14 protein-coding genes are annotated in these 17047 nt (G+C 43.6%); 13 read left to right on the forward strand and 1 reads right to left on the reverse strand.

The features are described 5' to 3' along the window. Positions 1 to 20: 20 nt before the first annotated feature. Complete coding sequence (locus tag ACN6NB_RS07390) at positions 21 to 1730, reverse strand: Rqc2 family fibronectin-binding protein (protein WP_144491190.1); 1710 nt, start codon at positions 1728 to 1730, stop codon at positions 21 to 23. 165 nt (positions 1731 to 1895) lie between these two features. On the opposite strand from ACN6NB_RS07390, the gene ACN6NB_RS07395 reads away from it, so the two are divergent. The 13 genes from ACN6NB_RS07395 to pknB all read left to right on the forward strand — a co-directional run bounded on the left by ACN6NB_RS07395 (position 1896) and on the right by pknB (position 17043). Beyond that, positions 1896 to 4571 (forward strand): calcium-translocating P-type ATPase, SERCA-type, encoded by a 2676-nt coding sequence (locus ACN6NB_RS07395; protein WP_247544212.1) that lies wholly within the window; start codon positions 1896 to 1898, stop codon positions 4569 to 4571. An 83-nt stretch (positions 4572 to 4654) separates the two neighbouring features. Continuing rightward, on the forward strand, positions 4655 to 5530 hold the full coding sequence (locus tag ACN6NB_RS07400) for a YicC/YloC family endoribonuclease (RefSeq protein WP_107163640.1): 876 nt from the start codon (positions 4655 to 4657) through the stop codon (positions 5528 to 5530). A 76-nt stretch (positions 5531 to 5606) separates the two neighbouring features. Continuing rightward, positions 5607 to 5876: an extracellular matrix/biofilm regulator RemA gene (remA, locus tag ACN6NB_RS07405; RefSeq protein WP_008344898.1), complete on the forward strand. Its 270-nt coding sequence runs from the start codon at positions 5607 to 5609 to the stop codon at positions 5874 to 5876. Between the two features lie 9 nt (positions 5877 to 5885). Further along, positions 5886 to 6500: a guanylate kinase gene (gene gmk, locus ACN6NB_RS07410; protein WP_024424214.1), complete on the forward strand. Its 615-nt coding sequence runs from the start codon at positions 5886 to 5888 to the stop codon at positions 6498 to 6500. Positions 6501 to 6503: 3 nt separating this feature from the next. Further along, complete coding sequence (gene rpoZ / locus ACN6NB_RS07415) at positions 6504 to 6707, forward strand: DNA-directed RNA polymerase subunit omega (RefSeq protein WP_003211647.1); 204 nt, start codon at positions 6504 to 6506, stop codon at positions 6705 to 6707. Positions 6708 to 6824: 117 nt separating this feature from the next. Continuing rightward, complete coding sequence (coaBC, locus tag ACN6NB_RS07420; protein ID WP_366204739.1) at positions 6825 to 8042, forward strand: bifunctional phosphopantothenoylcysteine decarboxylase/phosphopantothenate--cysteine ligase CoaBC; 1218 nt, start codon at positions 6825 to 6827, stop codon at positions 8040 to 8042. Beyond that, positions 8039 to 10447, forward strand: coding sequence for a primosomal protein N' (priA, locus tag ACN6NB_RS07425; RefSeq protein ID WP_099663246.1), 2409 nt, complete (start codon positions 8039 to 8041; stop codon positions 10445 to 10447). Before coaBC ends, priA begins: the two co-directional genes overlap by 4 nt. Before the next feature lie 15 nt (positions 10448 to 10462). Beyond that, the gene (def, locus tag ACN6NB_RS07430; protein ID WP_039178446.1) at positions 10463 to 10945 is read left to right on the forward strand and encodes a peptide deformylase; all 483 of its coding nucleotides are present in this window, start codon (positions 10463 to 10465) and stop codon (positions 10943 to 10945) included. 5 nt (positions 10946 to 10950) lie between these two features. Further along, positions 10951 to 11904 carry a methionyl-tRNA formyltransferase gene (gene fmt / locus ACN6NB_RS07435; protein ID WP_474253288.1) on the forward strand — a complete coding sequence of 318 codons (954 nt, stop codon included), beginning with the start codon at positions 10951 to 10953 and terminating at the stop codon, positions 11902 to 11904. Beyond that, positions 11891 to 13234, forward strand: a complete 1344-nt coding sequence (rsmB, locus tag ACN6NB_RS07440; protein ID WP_474253289.1) for a 16S rRNA (cytosine(967)-C(5))-methyltransferase RsmB — start codon at positions 11891 to 11893, stop codon at positions 13232 to 13234. The genes fmt and rsmB overlap by 14 nt, the downstream gene beginning before the upstream one ends. 3 nt (positions 13235 to 13237) lie before the next feature. Beyond that, positions 13238 to 14320, forward strand: a complete 1083-nt coding sequence (gene rlmN, locus ACN6NB_RS07445; RefSeq protein ID WP_024424208.1) for a dual-specificity RNA methyltransferase RlmN — start codon at positions 13238 to 13240, stop codon at positions 14318 to 14320. Between the two features lie 3 nt (positions 14321 to 14323). After that, positions 14324 to 15094, forward strand: coding sequence for a Stp1/IreP family PP2C-type Ser/Thr phosphatase (locus tag ACN6NB_RS07450; protein WP_029706534.1), 771 nt, complete (start codon positions 14324 to 14326; stop codon positions 15092 to 15094). After that, entirely contained in the window at positions 15088 to 17043 is a 1956-nt protein-coding gene (gene pknB, locus ACN6NB_RS07455) for a Stk1 family PASTA domain-containing Ser/Thr kinase (protein WP_144490564.1), read from the forward strand. The genes ACN6NB_RS07450 and pknB overlap by 7 nt, the downstream gene beginning before the upstream one ends. Positions 17044 to 17047: the final 4 nt, after the last annotated feature.

The raw sequence follows: 17047 nt of genomic DNA on the forward strand, positions 1-17047 counted from the left end.
ATTTTATCGGCTTTTCTTATTTATTTTCTCAGCTTGAGCACAAGATCTTGGTCAGGCGTGACAAATAATGTTTGCTGCTGATCATACGTAACAAAGCCAGGCTTTGCTCCATTCGGCTTTTTCACATGACGGATTTTTGTATAGTCGACAGGAACGGAGCTGGACTCTTTTGCTTTCGAAAAGTAGGCGGCAATTTGAGCCGCTTCAAGCAGCGTTTGTTCATCAGGTGCTTGGTGACGAATGACGACATGTGATCCAGGAATATCCTTTGTATGCAGCCAAATATCATCACGAGCAGCTGCCTTTGTAGTCAAATGCTCGTTTTGTTTGTTATTTTTTCCAACTAAAATCGGAATACCTTGGGACGATTCATACGTTTCGAGCTGAATGGCCGTCGGTTTTTTCTTTTTGGCGTGACGCTTTTGTTTAGCGCGCAAATATTTTCCTTCAACAAGCTCTTCTCTCATTTCCTCTAAATCCTTCGGCGAAGCAGAGGACAGCTGCTGAATCAGCTCTTCAAAATAAGCAATTTCTTCATGTGTCCGCTTAATTTGTTCATTTACAGCTTCTACTGCATTTTTTGCCTTTTGATATTTTGTAAAGTATGCTTGTGCATTTTCAGAAGGGGTTTTGTTTGTTTTAAGCGGGATTGTAATTTCTCCGCCGTCTTCATCGTAATAATTGATGACAGTCGCTTCTTTATCCCCTTTTTTGATCGCATATAAATTGGCTGTTAACAATTCGCCATAGAGCTGATATTTGTGTGCATCCTGAGATTCTTCAAGGGTTCTTTTTAGCTTTTTTAGCTTGTTTTCATTTTTCTTTTTTTCATTGACGACAAACCGTTCAAGGTCAGCCGCCTGCTGTTTGACTCTGTCTCTCTCAGCTTTTCCAAAATAAAAGCGGTCAAGCAGCTGGCTGAGTGAGTCGAATGTCTTCATCTCGCCTTGGACATGCTGAAGCTCTAATAAATAGAAATACTCTTTCCCGTCTTTTCTTGTAAGCTGCGGCGTAAAAGAATGCATGCGAATGAGCTGGAACATGTCGAGCAGTGTATTGGGAATCGTTTCTTGATTGGCAAGACCGGCCCGGTGTACTGCTTCCTTTGCAAACAGCGGGGAAACCCCAGAGAAGGTATCGACAATTTGATTGGCGATCTTTCCTTCTTGAAAGCGTAAATGCTTCAAAATATCATCCTTTGTCACGTCAAAAGGATTCAATTTTTGCTGCGCAGGCGGCAGTAGGTATTCATAACCAGGGAGCACCGTTCGATAGCTGTTCACAGATGGAGAAAGGTGTTTCAGACCATCAATGATCTGCTGCGTTCCATCCTCTACAAGAATGAAGTTGCTATGACGTCCCATGATTTCAATGTAAAGCTTACGCGTCTGCTCATCGCCGATTTCATTTCGGCTTCGCACATGAAGCACGATCACCCGGTCAAATCCTATCTGTTCAAAACGTTCAATGAAGCCGCCCTCAAGATGCTTTCTGAGAAGCATACAAAACATTGGCGGCTCACTTGGATTGTCGTATTGATGCTCGGTGAGCTGCACTCTTGCATAGCTCGGATGAGCCGATAAAAGGAGCTTATGATTTTTCCCGTTTGCTCGAATATGAAAAATCAGCTCGTGTTTATATGGCTGATGGATTTTTGAAATCCTTCCGCCAGTTAATGCCTTTTGCAATTCATTAGTCATACCATATGTAAAAATGCCGTCAAATGACATGTTGGATACACCCTCTTCTTTCACACAAATCTACTGAAAGAACCTTCCGTTTTCTCGTTCTTTAGGCAGTCTTATTATTATAGCATGATTTAGGACGAGTCTGAATAAACTGGCTTATAGAACACTGCATATGAGAGAGAACAAAAGAGGAGTGGACGAGGTCAAATGAATTGGCATGAACTGAACCAAACCGATTTATTAAAAACAATGAATACATCGATAGGTGACGGACTGTCAGAAAAAGATGTACAAAAGCGGCTTGAAAAACACGGGCCAAATGAATTGCAGGAAGGAAAAAAGGCGTCGGCTCTGATCATTTTTTTAGCACAGTTTAAAGATTTCATGGTGTTAATCTTGCTTGCTGCAACAATCATTTCTGCCTTTTTAGGAGAATACATTGATGCTGTTGCGATTGTGGCCATTGTTTTGATTAATGGTGTACTCGGCTTTTATCAAGAACGCCGGGCGGAAAAATCCCTTCAAGCGTTAAAGGAATTATCAACTCCGCAAGTGTATGCAAGGAGAAATAATGAATGGGTCAAGATCCCGTCTAAACATCTCGTGCCAGGGGATATTGTGAAATTTTCAAGCGGAGACCGGATTGGGGCAGATATTAGATTACTAGATACAAAGAGCTTAGAAATTGAGGAGTCCGCTCTCACTGGTGAGTCTATCCCAGCGGTCAAACACGCAAGTCCACTTTCAAGCGGCCATGTTTCGCTCGGGGATTTGACGAACATGGCCTTTATGGGGACGCTTGTTACTAGAGGCAGCGGCGTAGGGGTTGTCATTGGTACAGGAATGAATACAGCGATGGGACAAATTGCCGGCATGCTGGATGCAGCAGGTAATATGGAAACGCCGCTGCAAAGGCGTCTCGAGCAGCTTGGAAAAATTCTGATTGTGGCTGCTTTATTTTTAACGGTGCTCGTTGTTGTTCTTGGTGTAGTGCAAGGACATGAATTGTATCATATGTTCCTAGCAGGTGTATCTCTTGCTGTGGCGGCGATTCCAGAAGGACTGCCGGCGATCGTCACTGTCGCCCTTTCCCTAGGGGTACAGCGGATGATCAAACAAAAATCGATTGTCAGAAAGCTCCCGGCAGTGGAAACACTCGGCTGCGCGTCAATCATTTGCTCTGATAAAACAGGAACCATGACGCAAAATAAAATGACTGTGACCCATGTGTGGGCAGAGGGAAAAACGTGGAATATTTCTGGCACAGGCTACGAGCCATCCGGTGACTTTACCTTAAACGGGGAAATCGTCCATGCCGACAAGCATCCAAGCCTGCAAAAGGTGTTATTATACGGGGCGCTTTGTAATACATCGACTATCGTTGAAAAAGACGGGGAGATGAGGCTGGATGGGGATCCGACAGAGGGAGCGCTCCTTACCGCAGCACGTAAAGCGGGTTTTACAGAGCAATTCATCGAAGCTGGATTTCATGTTATTGAGGAGTTTCCTTTTGACTCAGAAAGAAAGATGATGTCAGTCGTCGTTGAAACAAATCAAAAAGAGCGGTATGTTATTGCAAAAGGTGCGCCGGATGTACTAATGAACCGTTCAAGTCATATCATGCACGGCGGACGCACAGCTTCTTTTTCAGCCACTCACAGGCAAGAAACAGAAGCTGCGATTCAAGGTTTAGCAAGACAGGCGCTTAGAACCATTGCTATTGCGTATAAAAAAGTCGGTTTGACAGAGAAAATCACCTCTGTCCAGCAGGCTGAAGCTGATTTAACATTTATCGGATTAGAGGGCATGATCGATCCGCCGCGTCCTGAAGTCAGACGAGCGATTAAAGAGTGCCGGGATGCTGGCATTAAAACGGTCATGATTACAGGGGACCACGTGGAAACGGCCAAAGCGATCGCAAAAGACTTAAGCCTTTTACCGAAGCAAGGACAGGTGCTCGACGGAAAAGCGCTTGATCAAATGAGCGACAAAGAGCTTGAGCAAACGGCTGAAAATGTATATGTCTTTGCCCGGGTTTCTCCTGAGCATAAGCTGAGAATTGTCAAAGCCTATCAAAAAAATGGTCATGTTGTAGCGATGACAGGTGACGGGGTCAATGATGCGCCTGCCATTAAACAAGCAGATATCGGCATCTCCATGGGCATCACTGGTACAGACGTAGCCAAGGAAGCGTCTTCTCTTATTTTACTTGACGACAACTTTGCGACCATTAAATCCGCCATTAAAGAAGGCCGAAATATTTATGAAAACATTCGTAAGTTTGTCCGCTATTTGCTGGCATCAAATGTCGGAGAAATTTTGGTCATGCTGTTTGCGATGCTCCTCGCGCTTCCGCTTCCGCTCGTTCCTATACAAATCTTATGGGTAAACCTTGTCACAGATGGTCTACCGGCTATGGCACTTGGCATGGATAAGCCAGAAGGCGATGTCATGAAGAGAAAGCCGCGGAATGTGAAAGAGGGCATTTTTGCAAGGGGGCTTGGCTGGAAGGTCATCTCAAGAGGATTCCTCATCGGGCTTGCGACCCTTTTGGCATTTATATTTGTGTATCACCGCGATCCAAACAACCTGCAATATGCACAGACTGTCGCATTTAGTACGCTTGTTTTGGCGCAGCTCATTCATGTATTTGACTGCCGCAGTGAACGGTCCATTTTTGAACGTAATCCATTTGGGAACCTTTATTTGATCGGTGCGGTTTTGTCATCACTTTTACTCATGCTTGTGGTCATTTATTACCCGCCGCTTCAGCCAATTTTCAAAACGGTCGCGATTGCACCAATTGATTGGCTGCTGATCATCGGGATGTCTGCACTGCCAACTTTTTTACTGGCAGGATCACTTTTGACAAGAAAAAAATAATTCATTATGGTATAATTTTGAGGTAATAGTGTCTGCTATTACCTTTTTCATTTTATTAATATGAAAGAATTGGGTGTTTTAACATGATACGCAGTATGACGGGATTCGGCCAAGCGAGTAAAACGGATGGAGAACTGACAGTGTCAGTTGAGCTAAAATCGGTCAATCACCGTTTTAAAGAGGTTCATGCCCGTTTGCCGAGGCCGCTTTTATATTTCGAAGATACATTAAAAAAGATCATTCTTCGTCACGTGCAGCGCGGTAGAATTGAGCTGTTTGTCACGATTGAAGGCGGTAAACTAGCAAGCCGGTCCTTACAGATCGACTGGCCGCTGCTTGATGAATACATGAAAGCCGCAAAAGACCTCGAGGAACGCTATCACATTTCAGGCATTCAGCATGCACATGACTTATTGGGGCTTGAGCTTGCCGTTCAGGTGGAAGAGTCATCCAGCCGAAATGAACAGCTAGAGCAGCTGCTGATGGAAGCTTGCGAGGATGCTGTCAAGGAGCTTTGCTTCATGAGAGAGCAAGAGGGAGCATCACTTCAAAAAGACTGTGAACTAAGGCTTTCTGAACTAGAGGCCTATACAGAAGAAATCAAAGTCTTTGCACCAGAGGTTGTGAGTCAGTACAAAGAACGATTGAATCAGCGATTGCAAGAATGGATCGGTGAGGCGCTTGACGAGAGCAGACTGACAACAGAGGCTGCCATCTTTGCTGACCGCTGCGACATTACAGAAGAGATTACGAGATTAAAAAGTCACTTTCAGCAATTTCAGCAAATCTTGCTGCAAGGCGGTGCTGCCGGCCGAAAACTTGACTTCCTTGTACAGGAGCTCAACCGTGAAGTGAACACCATTGGATCAAAAGCGAACCATCACCATTTAACAAAGCTGGTGGTTGAAATGAAAAGTGCTATTGAAAAAATAAAAGAACAAGTGCAAAATATAGAATAGTCATTGTGTATGCTGTTTACAGTGCGTCTCTTTCGGCGAGACTAGAGACGTTTATATTACAGGGGGACGAAAGAAGATGACCATAAAGTTGATCAATATCGGATTTGGAAACATCATTTCAGCGAATCGGATGATTTCGATCGTCAGTCCGGAATCAGCACCGATTAAACGAATGATACAAGACGCAAGAGATCGAGGCATGCTCATAGATGCTACATACGGAAGAAGAACCCGTGCTGTTGTCATTATGGACAGTGACCATGTCATCTTATCTGCCGTTCAGCCTGAGACTGTCGCGCAAAGACTTTCTGTAAAAGAAGAAATCATAGATGAAGGGCAGGGGTAATACGCCATTATGAAAGAAAGAGGACTTTTAATCGTTCTCTCTGGACCTTCGGGAGTTGGAAAAGGAACGGTCAGACAAGCCATTTTCTCCCAGGAAGATACGAAATTTGAATACTCTATTTCTGTGACGACACGCAAACCGCGTGAAGGTGAAAGAAATGGTGTCGATTATTTCTTTAAAACCAGGGAAGAATTTGAACATATGATTGAAAACAAAAAGCTGTTAGAATGGGCAGAGTACGTCGGGAATTACTACGGCACGCCTGTTGACTATGTTGAACAGACATTAAGCGAAGGAAAAGATGTTTTCCTTGAAATTGAAGTGCAAGGTGCACTTCAAGTAAGAGAAGCATTCCCGGAAGGTCTTTTTATTTTCCTTGCACCGCCTAGTCTTTCAGAACTTCAAAACCGCATCATTACACGCGGTACAGAATCTGAGGAGCTCATTCGAAACCGAATGGCCGCTGCGAAAGAAGAAATTGAAATGATGGATGCTTACGACTATGTCGTTGAAAACGATGATGTCGAGCTTGCTTGTGAAAGAATCAAAGCGATCGTCCTTGCAGAACACCTGCGCAGAGACAGAGTCGCACCGAGATATAAAAAAATGCTGGGGGTAGAATAAACCATGTTAGATCCTTCAATTGACTCATTGATGAACAAACTTGATTCAAAATATACACTTGTAACAGTGTCTGCACGCCGTGCACGTGAAATGCAGATCCACCAAGATCAGCAGATTGAAAACACAAAGTCTTACAAATTTGTAGGCAAAGCACTAGAAGAAATCGACGCTGGTCTTTTGACATTTGAAAAAGAGGATCAAGAATAACACATCGCTTCTGCAATGCAGATACGATACGTTCAAAAAAGTCAAAACTATGATTGGTTTTGACTTTTTTGAATTGTAGACGAATTTGTGAAAAAGGCCGTTAAGGGGGACAAACAAATGTTACAGTCAAAAAATATTTTGCTCGGTGTCAGCGGAGGAATCGCCGTATATAAAGCAGCAGCACTTACTAGTAAACTCGTACAAGCAGGCGCAAATGTCAGAGTGATTATGACGGAATCTGCTCGTGAGTTTGTGTCTCCGCTTACCTTCCAAGCTCTGTCTAGGCATGAGGTATATGTGGATACATTCAAAGAAAACAATCCAAGAGTCATTGCGCATATTGACGTAGCTGACTGGGCCGATCTCATTCTTGTTGCCCCTGCAACAGCACATACAATTGGTAAAATGGCCGCTGGACTTGCAGATGATATGCTGACGACGACTTTGCTTGCTTCAACAGCGCCTGTATGGATCGCTCCAGCGATGAATGTGCATATGTACGATCACCCGGCTGTGAAACGGAACATTCGCACATTATATGAAGACGGCTACCGCTTTATTGAGCCAAGTGAAGGTTATTTAGCCTGCGGATACATTGGAAAAGGGCGATTAGAAGAGCCTGAAAAAATTGTTGAACACATCCGTGCTTTTTTTGATGAGCCAAAAAGCTTACCGCTCTCAGGAAAAAAAGTCGTGGTGACAGCAGGTCCTACACGTGAAGTCATCGATCCTGTCCGATTCTTTACAAATCGTTCTAGTGGAAAAATGGGCTATGCGATCGCAGAGGCTGCTCAGCAAATGGGGGCAGATGTTACGCTGATTTCTGGACCTGTTTCTTTAACTGAACCTGACCATGTGCATGTAGTGCACGTTGAATCAGCTGAGGAGATGTATCAAGCTGCGCTAGATGTATACGGAGAAGCTGATCTTGTCATTAAATCAGCAGCTGTCGCCGATTACACCCCTGTCACGACATATGCTCATAAAATGAAAAAACAGGACGGCGCTCTGGACATTGAATTCACCCGGACAAAAGATATTTTAAAAGAGCTGGGGAAAAGAAAAGAGCATCAAGTGCTGGTCGGTTTTGCAGCTGAAACGCAGGATGTAGAATATTATGCGAAAAAGAAAATTGAATCCAAGCATCTAGATATGATTGTCGCCAATAACGTCACAAAAGAGGGTGCAGGCTTTGGCACAGATACCAATGTGGCAGCGATGATCAAAGCAGATGGAACGAAAAAAGAGCTGCCGATGATGAGCAAAAAAGACCTCGCTTTTGAAATTTTAAAGGAGGCAATACAGCTGCTTCCAGAAGAGCGTGATCGAGCATGATTGCTGAAGTCATCGTAGATGTCACAACGAAAGCCATTGACCGGCCATTTGATTACCGTGTACCAGATCGATTCAAAGATCTCGTCAAAGCGGGAATGAGGGTGGTCGTTCCCTTTGGCCCGAGGAAGATTCAAGGGTTTGTGACAAAAGTCAAAGATGAAACAGACATCAAGACAGGAAACATCAAAGAGATTGTCGATTTATTTGATTTATCACCTGTTCTGACAGATGAGCTATTGGAGCTTTCCCACTGGCTGACGGAAAAAACATTGTCCTATCATATCACGGCACTTCAATCGATGCTGCCCGCAGCCATGAAGGCAAAGTATGAAAAAGAAATTCAAGTGCTTTCAGAGGAAGAACTTCCGCAGTCATTGAAAGAGCTTTTCGGTCAGCGAGAAAGCATTCTTTATGCTGACATCCCGGCTGAACAATTAAAACAAATTCAAAAGCATGTCCAAAAAGGTCATCTAGAGGTGAGATACCATGTCTCGCAAAAATCTGGAAAGAAAAAGGTCCGCATGCTCCAGGTGGCTGTATCGAAAGAAAAACTTGCAGAAAAACAGCAACAGCTAAAGAAAAATGCGGTAAAACAAAAAGCACTGATCTCCTATCTGCTTGAAGCGGGAGAGACAACCTTTTTAGCGAAAGACTTGCAGCAGCAAACAGGCGCAAGTTCTCAAACGCTTAAAACCTTTATTCAAGAAGGGCTGTTAACAGAAAGCTATGAAGAGATCTATCGAGATCCTTATCGTGACCGGGAGTTTACACCATCTGCTCCACTAGATCTCACGCCAGAGCAAAGAGAGGCGGCCAAGCATATTCATCAAGCAGTGAGTGATGATCAGCACGAAACTTTTCTTTTGCACGGAGTGACAGGAAGCGGCAAAACGGAGATTTACTTGCAGACAATCGATCATGTTCTTCAAAAAGGAAAAGAAGCGATCGTTTTAGTTCCTGAAATCTCGTTAACCCCTCAAATGGTGCAGCGATTTAAAGAACGATTTGGCTCAAATGTGGCCGTTCTTCACAGCGGCTTATCGACAGGAGAAAAATATGATGAATGGCGGAAAATCCATCGCAAGGAAGTCAAGCTTGTCGTTGGCGCAAGATCTGCTGTTTTCGCTCCATTTGAAAATCTAGGCATGATTATTATAGATGAAGAGCACGAATCCTCTTATAAACAAGAAGAAATGCCTCGTTACCATGCCAAGGATGTCGCCATTGAACGAGCAGGGCGGCATCAATGTCCAGTCGTATTAGGCAGTGCAACACCTTCACTTGAAACCTATGCACGTGCGAAAAAAGGCGTCTATACATTGCTGTCGCTCAAACACCGCGTCAACCAGCAGCAGCTGCCGCACGTTTCGTTAATTGATATGAGAGAAGAACTAAGAAATGGCAACCGCTCCATGTTTTCAGAGGAATTGATGCTCAGGTTAAAGGAAGTGCTTGAAAGAAAAGAACAAGCCGTTTTATTTCTGAACAAAAGAGGCTATTCATCCTTTGTCATGTGCCGTGATTGTGGATATGTAGAGCAATGTCCTCATTGCGAAATTTCTCTCACCTATCACCGCTATCAAAAACGGCTGAAATGCCATTATTGTGGTCACGAAGCACCAGTACCTGCTGAATGTCCAGAATGCCACAGTGAGCATATTCGCTATTTTGGTACGGGGACGCAGCGTGTAGAAGAAGAACTGACAAAAGTACTGCCAGAGGCAAGAGTCATCCGAATGGATGTGGATACAACGTCTCGTAAAGGTGCTCATGAAAAGCTTCTTACCTCTTTTGGTAATAAAGAAGCGGACATTTTGCTCGGGACGCAAATGATTGCAAAGGGACTGGATTTCCCAGATGTCACACTTGTTGGTGTTCTCAGTGCGGATACATCCCTTCACATCCCTGATTTCCGTTCAAGTGAAAAAACATTTCAGCTTCTCACACAGGTGAGCGGCAGGGCAGGGCGGCATGAAAAAGCGGGCTCGGTCATTATTCAATCGTATACGCCTTCTCACTATAGTATTGAATTAACGAAGCAGCATGACTACGAAGCCTTTTATGAACAGGAGATGCTGCATCGCCGCCACCAGTCCTATCCGCCGTATTACTTTTTGGCGATGGTGACAGTGTCACATGAGGAAGTGACGAAGGCAGCACATGTGACTGATCAAATTGTCCAGTTCCTAAAAATGAATTGTGCACCGAATACTCGAATCCTTGGCCCGGCTGCATCACCAATCGCTAAGATCAAAGATAGATATCGTTATCAATGCGTGATAAAATACAAAAGGGAAAATGAACTGGCAAGTTTACTACGGAAAATACAAGACCATTATCAAAAGGAAATGGAACAAAAACAATTGATGATTTCAATAGATATGAATCCATATATGATGATGTAAAACGGAGGGCTATAAGTGGCAGTAAAACCAATAGTCATACATCCGGCAGAAGTGCTTGAACAAAAGACAGAGCGTGTCGATACGTTCGATAAAAAGCTGAAAAAACTGCTGGATGATATGTATGATACAATGCTTGAGCTGGATGGAGTTGGACTAGCCGCACCACAAATCGGTGTTTCAAAAAGAATCGCTGTTGTAGATATTGGAGAAGAATCTGGCAGAATTGATTTAGTGAACCCCGAGGTGCTTGAAGTAGAAGGAAGCCAAACAGATATTGAAGGCTGCCTGAGCTTTCCATCTTTATACGGCACTGTAGAGAGACCAAACTATGTGAAGGTAAAAGCCTTTGATAAGAAAGGCAAACCATTTACAATAGAAGCAGATGGATTTTTAGCAAGAGCCTTATTGCACGAAATTGATCATTTAGACGGCATTTTATTTACGTCAAAAATCATTGAAACCTATACAGAAAAAGAACTTGCGGAAATGGAAGGGTGAAGAAAATGGCACGTATCGTATTTATGGGAACCCCTGATTTCTCAGTACCTGTGCTGCAAACACTGATAACAGAAGGATACGAAGTGGTAGGGGTCGTCACGCAGCCAGACCGCCCGAAAGGAAGAAAGCGAGTGCTCACACCGCCTCCTGTGAAAGTGGAAGCCTTAAAGCACGACATTCCTGTGTTGCAGCCTGAAAAGGTACGCCTAGATGAAGAAATTGATAAGGTGCTTGCATTACAGCCGGATTTAATCGTCACAGCGGCATTTGGACAAATTCTACCTAAACGGTTACTTGATGAACCTAAGTTTGGCTGTATCAACGTTCATGCCTCTCTCCTGCCAGAACTAAGAGGCGGCGCGCCGATTCATTATGCGATCCTTCAAGGCAAAAAGAAAACAGGCGTTACGATCATGTACATGGTGGAAAGGCTTGATGCAGGTGACATGATCAGTAAAGTAGAAGTGGAAATCGATGAATTAGACAATGTTGGAACATTGCATGACAAATTAAGTACAGCTGGTGCCGCACTGCTAAAAGATACGGTGCCAAATGTTCTGAGCGGATCTATTTCTCCGATTCCGCAAAATGAAGAAGCGGCCACATACGCACCAAATATTAAGCGGGAGCAAGAAAGGTTAGACTGGACAAAAACCGGTGAAGAGCTTTACAACCAAGTTCGCGGGCTAAATCCATGGCCAGTTGCCTATACTGAATGGAACGGCGCTCATCTAAAAGTATGGGAAGCGAAAAAGGTTCCGCTACAAGCGCAAGAAGAACCTGGGAAAGTGATTGAGCTTCAAAAAGAAGGTCCGGTCATTGGAACGGGTAATAAGCAAGGCCTCTTGTTAACAGGTGTGCAGCCAGCTGGTAAGAAAAAAATGAGCGGCGAAGACTTCTTAAGAGGCGCAAATATCGAAATTGGGCAGAAATTAGGGTTAATGAATGAAGAAAAGTAATGTGAGAGAAGTAGCGCTGGACGCTTTAATCAAACTCGAACAAAACCAAGCTTACAGTAATTTGCTTTTGCAGTCAGTCATGAAAGATAAAGACTTAGCTGATCAAGACAAACCGCTGTTAACAGAGCTTGTGTATGGTACACTGCAAAATAAGCTGGCATTAGATTATATGCTTGCGCCCTTTGTGAAAAAACCGCAAAAGGTGGCTCCGTGGGTGATGCAGCTTTTACGGATGTCACTTTATCAAATGGTGTACCTTGAAAAAATCCCAGATCGTGCAGCCATTCATGAAGCTGTCGAGCTAACGAAAAAGCGCGGGCACAAAGGCATTTCTTCACTTGTGAACGGTGTTCTTCGTTCCGTACAAAGAGAAGGCATTCCGTCATTTGATGTGATCAAAGATCCAGTAAAGCGGCTGTCCATTGAGACAAGCCACCCATTATGGCTTGTGCAGGAATGGGTTCAGGCGTACGGATTTGAAGCGGCAGAAAACATGTGCCGCATTCATTTAGTCCCGCCAAAGCAAACCCTTCGCGTCAATCGAATGAAAACTGACCGGACGGCACTGCAGCAAAAACTAATGGATGCAGGCATCGAAACGGAGCTTGGCGACTTATCTGAAGATGCACTTAAGCTCATGAAAGGGTCCATCGTCTCAACCCCTTTTTTTCAAGAAGGCTATGTTACGATTCAAGATGAAAGCTCGATGCTTGTTGCAAGAGCGCTTGACCCTCAGCCAGGAGAAACGGTGCTTGACGCCTGTGCGGCTCCTGGCGGAAAATCAACTCATATTGCAGAACGTATGAATGATGAGGGGAAAATTGTTTCACTCGACTTACATGAACATAAAGTGAAACTCATCAAACAAGCAGCAAAACGTCTGAACCTTACTCACATTGAGGCAAAAGCACTTGATGCAAGGAAAGCGGCAGACTATTACAGCGAAGCTTCGTTTGACCGTATTCTCATTGATGCGCCGTGTTCCGGTTTTGGCGTCATTAGACGAAAACCAGATATGAAATATACAAAGTCACAAGAAGACTCAGCAAGGCTTGCAGCTATCCAGCAGGCCATTTTAAAGGAAGCGGCCCCGCTTTTAAAACCGGGCGGAACCCTTGTATACAGTACATGTACAATGGATCCAACAGAAAATCAACAAGTGATTCATGCGTTTTTACAAGAACACCAAGACTTCGAACCCGATCTATCTCTTAATGAACGGCTGCCTGAGCAGGTTGCTCCGTTTGTTCAAAACGGAAGTGTACAAATTCTTCCTCATTATTTCGGAACAGATGGTTTCTTTATTTGCAGCATGAGAAAGAAGGGATAAAAAATGACAGAACAAAAAGTAAGAAAAGAACTGAAGACAGAAATGCCGTCGATCTACTCATTTGAGCTTCACGAAATGAAAGAATGGTTAAAAGAACAAGGCGAAAAGCCTTTCCGCGCAGCTCAAATTTTCGAGTGGCTTTATGAGAAACGTGTGACATCCTTTGACGATATGTCTAACCTTTCAAAGGATTTAAGAGAAAAATTAAAAAATCAATTTGCGATCACCACATTAAAAACCGTGATCAAACAAACGTCTCAAGACGGAACGATCAAGTTTTTATTTGAATTACATGATGGTTATACCATTGAAACAGTGTTGATGCGCCACGAATACGGAAACTCTGTCTGTGTTACAACTCAGGTTGGCTGCCGAATTGGCTGTACATTCTGTGCATCTACACTTGGCGGATTAAAACGAAACCTTGAAGCAGGAGAAATCGTTGCTCAAGTATTGAAAGTGCAACAGGCACTTGACGAAACAGATGAGAGAGTCAGCTCGGTTGTTATCATGGGAATTGGAGAACCATTTGATAACTTTGACGAAATGCTTGCTTTCCTTAAAATCATCAACCATGACAACGGCTTAAATATTGGCGCGCGTCATATTACAGTGTCGACAAGCGGAATCATTCCAAAGATCTATCAATTCGCTGATGAGCAAATGCAAATCAATTTTGCTGTCTCCCTGCATGCACCAAACACAGAAATCAGAAGCCGTCTAATGCCGATCAATAAGGCATATAAGCTGCCGAAATTAATGGAAGCCATTGAATACTACATTCAAAAAACAGGAAGACGTGTCAGCTTTGAATACGGCCTGTTTGGCGGAGTAAATGATCAAGTTCATCATGCAGAAGAGCTTGCAGACTTATTAAAAGGAATCAAGTGCCACGTGAACCTCATTCCGGTGAACTATGTACCGGAAAGGGATTATGTAAGAACACCGAGAGAACAAATCTTCCTATTTGAAAAAACGCTGAAAGAACGCGGCGTAAACGTAACGATTAGACGAGAGCAAGGCCATGATATTGATGCTGCTTGCGGTCAGCTAAGAGCGAAGGAGCGTCAGGAAGAGACGAGGTGACGAATGTTGATAAGGGCAGCCTTTCAAACCGATACAGGAAAAGTCCGTCAGCATAATGAAGATGATGCAGGTATTTTTGAAGCAAAAGAAGACACCCTTCTAGCTGTTGTAGCTGATGGAATGGGAGGTCATCTTGCTGGTGATGTCGCCAGCAGGATGGCCGTCTCTTCTTTAAAAGAATACTGGGAAGAAACATCTTCAATCCCAGCAAAACCAGCAGAGCAAGAAAGCTGGTTAATCTCAAAAATTAGTGACATTAATGATCAAGTATATGAACATGCGAAAAACAATGAGGAGTGCCAAGGAATGGGGACAACCATTGTTTGTGCGCTCGTTCATTTGCAAACGGTCACAATTGCCCATATTGGAGACAGCCGCTGCTACTTGCTAAGAGAAGGAGCACTGACCCAGCTAACAGATGACCATTCACTTGTAAATGAGCTTGTGAAAACAGGTGAAATTTCTAAAGAGGATGCAGAATATCATCCAAGAAAAAATGTGCTTACAAAAGCATTGGGAACAGATAAACACGTTCAAATCGATGCACATACTTTTGAAGTGGACCCAGGAGATCAAATCCTGCTTTGCTCAGATGGATTATCAAATAAAGTAGAAGAAGAGAATTTGATTCATATTTTAAACCAAACGACCGCACCAGATGAAAAAGTAACAGCATTAATCCAAACAGCGAATGACAACGGCGGTGAAGATAACATTACAGCAGTATTGTTAGAAATCTCCTCCCAGCCAGAGGAGGGTGACAGCAAGTGTTGATCGGAAAACGGATCAGCGGCCGTTATCAGATTCTTCGCGTCATAGGCGGAGGCGGAATGGCAAACGTTTATTTGGCGGAGGATATGATTTTAGATCGCGAAGTCGCGATTAAAATTTTGCGCTTTGACTTTGCAAGCGATGATGATTTTATTAGACGTTTCCGGCGCGAGGCGCAATCAGCCGCAAGCTTAGATCATTCAAATATTGTCAGCATCTACGATGTAGGGGAAGAAGATGACATTTATTATATTGTCATGGAATATGTCGAGGGGATGACGCTAAAAGAATACATACACGCCAATGGCCCGCTTCATCCGAAAGAAGCCGTTCGCATTATGGAGCAAGTCGTTGCGGCGATGGAAGAAGCCCATGCGAAACAGCTCGTCCACCGGGACATTAAGCCTCACAATATATTAATAGACAACATGGGGAATATTAAAGTCACTGATTTCGGGATTGCCATAGCACTCAGCTCAGCGACCATCACCCACACAAATTCGGTCCTAGGATCCGTGCACTATTTGTCTCCAGAACAAGCACGCGGAGGTCTTGCGACGAAAAAATCAGACATCTATTCACTTGGCATTGTGCTCTATGAACTCATTTCTGGACGCATGCCGTTTGAAGGGGAATCAGCTGTCAGTGTTGCGCTGAAGCATTTGCAATCAGAGCCGCCATCTGTGAGAAGGTGGAATCCTTCTGTTCCACAAAGCGTGGAAAACATCATTTTAAAGGCGATGGCCAAAGATCCTTTTTATCGATATGAAGATGCATCTGAAATGCAAAAAGATTTACAAACTGCTTTCGACCCTTCAAGGCTAAAAGAAAAACGCTTTGTGATCGAAGAAGATCATGAAGCAACGAAAGCGATCCCAATCATTCAAGATCATCAAGTCGATCAAGACAATGAAAAAACAGCTGTCCATCCAGTGCAAAAACCGAAGAAAAAAGAGAAACAAAAGCCGAAAAAGAAACGGAAAAAATGGCCTTGGATTGTGGCATCCATCCTATTTATTCTGACTGCTGCGACTATTTTAGCCATCACTGTGTTTCCGGGACTGCTTTTTCCAAAAGATGTGGAGGTCACTGATGTATCTGGCATGACGATTGATAAAGCCGAGGACACCTTGAAGAAAGCCGGCTTTACCGTCGCCTCTGATCCAATTGAGATCGCTGATGAAAAAATTGAAAAAGGGCTTGTCGTCAAAACAGACCCGAAAATCGGCACAAAGGTAAAAGAAGGAACCGAGATTCAGCTTTACCAAAGTACGGGCAAGGAAAAGACCGAATTACCTGATGTAACAGGTGAAAAGGTCGATAAAGCAAAAGAATTATTAGCGAAAAAAGGGTTTAAGCAAGTTGTTGTGGAGGAAGTAAATGATAATGACACCGAATCTGGGATTGTCATGGAACAGAAACCTTCAGCGAGTACTGAGCTTGTGGCAGCAGATGAAGAAGTGACGTTGACGGTCAGCATAGGTCCTGCCGATATTACTTTGCGGGATTTAACGACATATAGTAAACAGGCTGCATCGAATTATTTAGAGGATAACGGATTAAAGCTTGATGAAAAAGAAGCGTATTCTGATGATGTGCCAAAAGGTGAAGTGATGAAACAGGAGCCAGGAGCTGGTACTGCTGTGAAACCAGGTGATACGGTTAAGATCACCTTCTCACTCGGACCGAAGAAAAAACCGGCTAAAACAGTGACTGAGAAGATTGCCATCCCGTATGAACCAGTAACAGAAGGGCAAGAGATGACCGTTCAGATTTCCATTGACGATGCTGAGCATAGCATTTCTGATTCATATGAAACCTTTAACATCACTGCACCAACCGAACGGACCATTAAATTTAAGATTGAACCAGGTCAAAAAGGATACTATCAAGTGACGGTTGATGATAAAGTCGTAAGCTCTAAAACAATTGAATACCCTGAAGATGAATAAAGGA

This window comes from Bacillus sp. 11B20, from assembly GCF_056098985.1.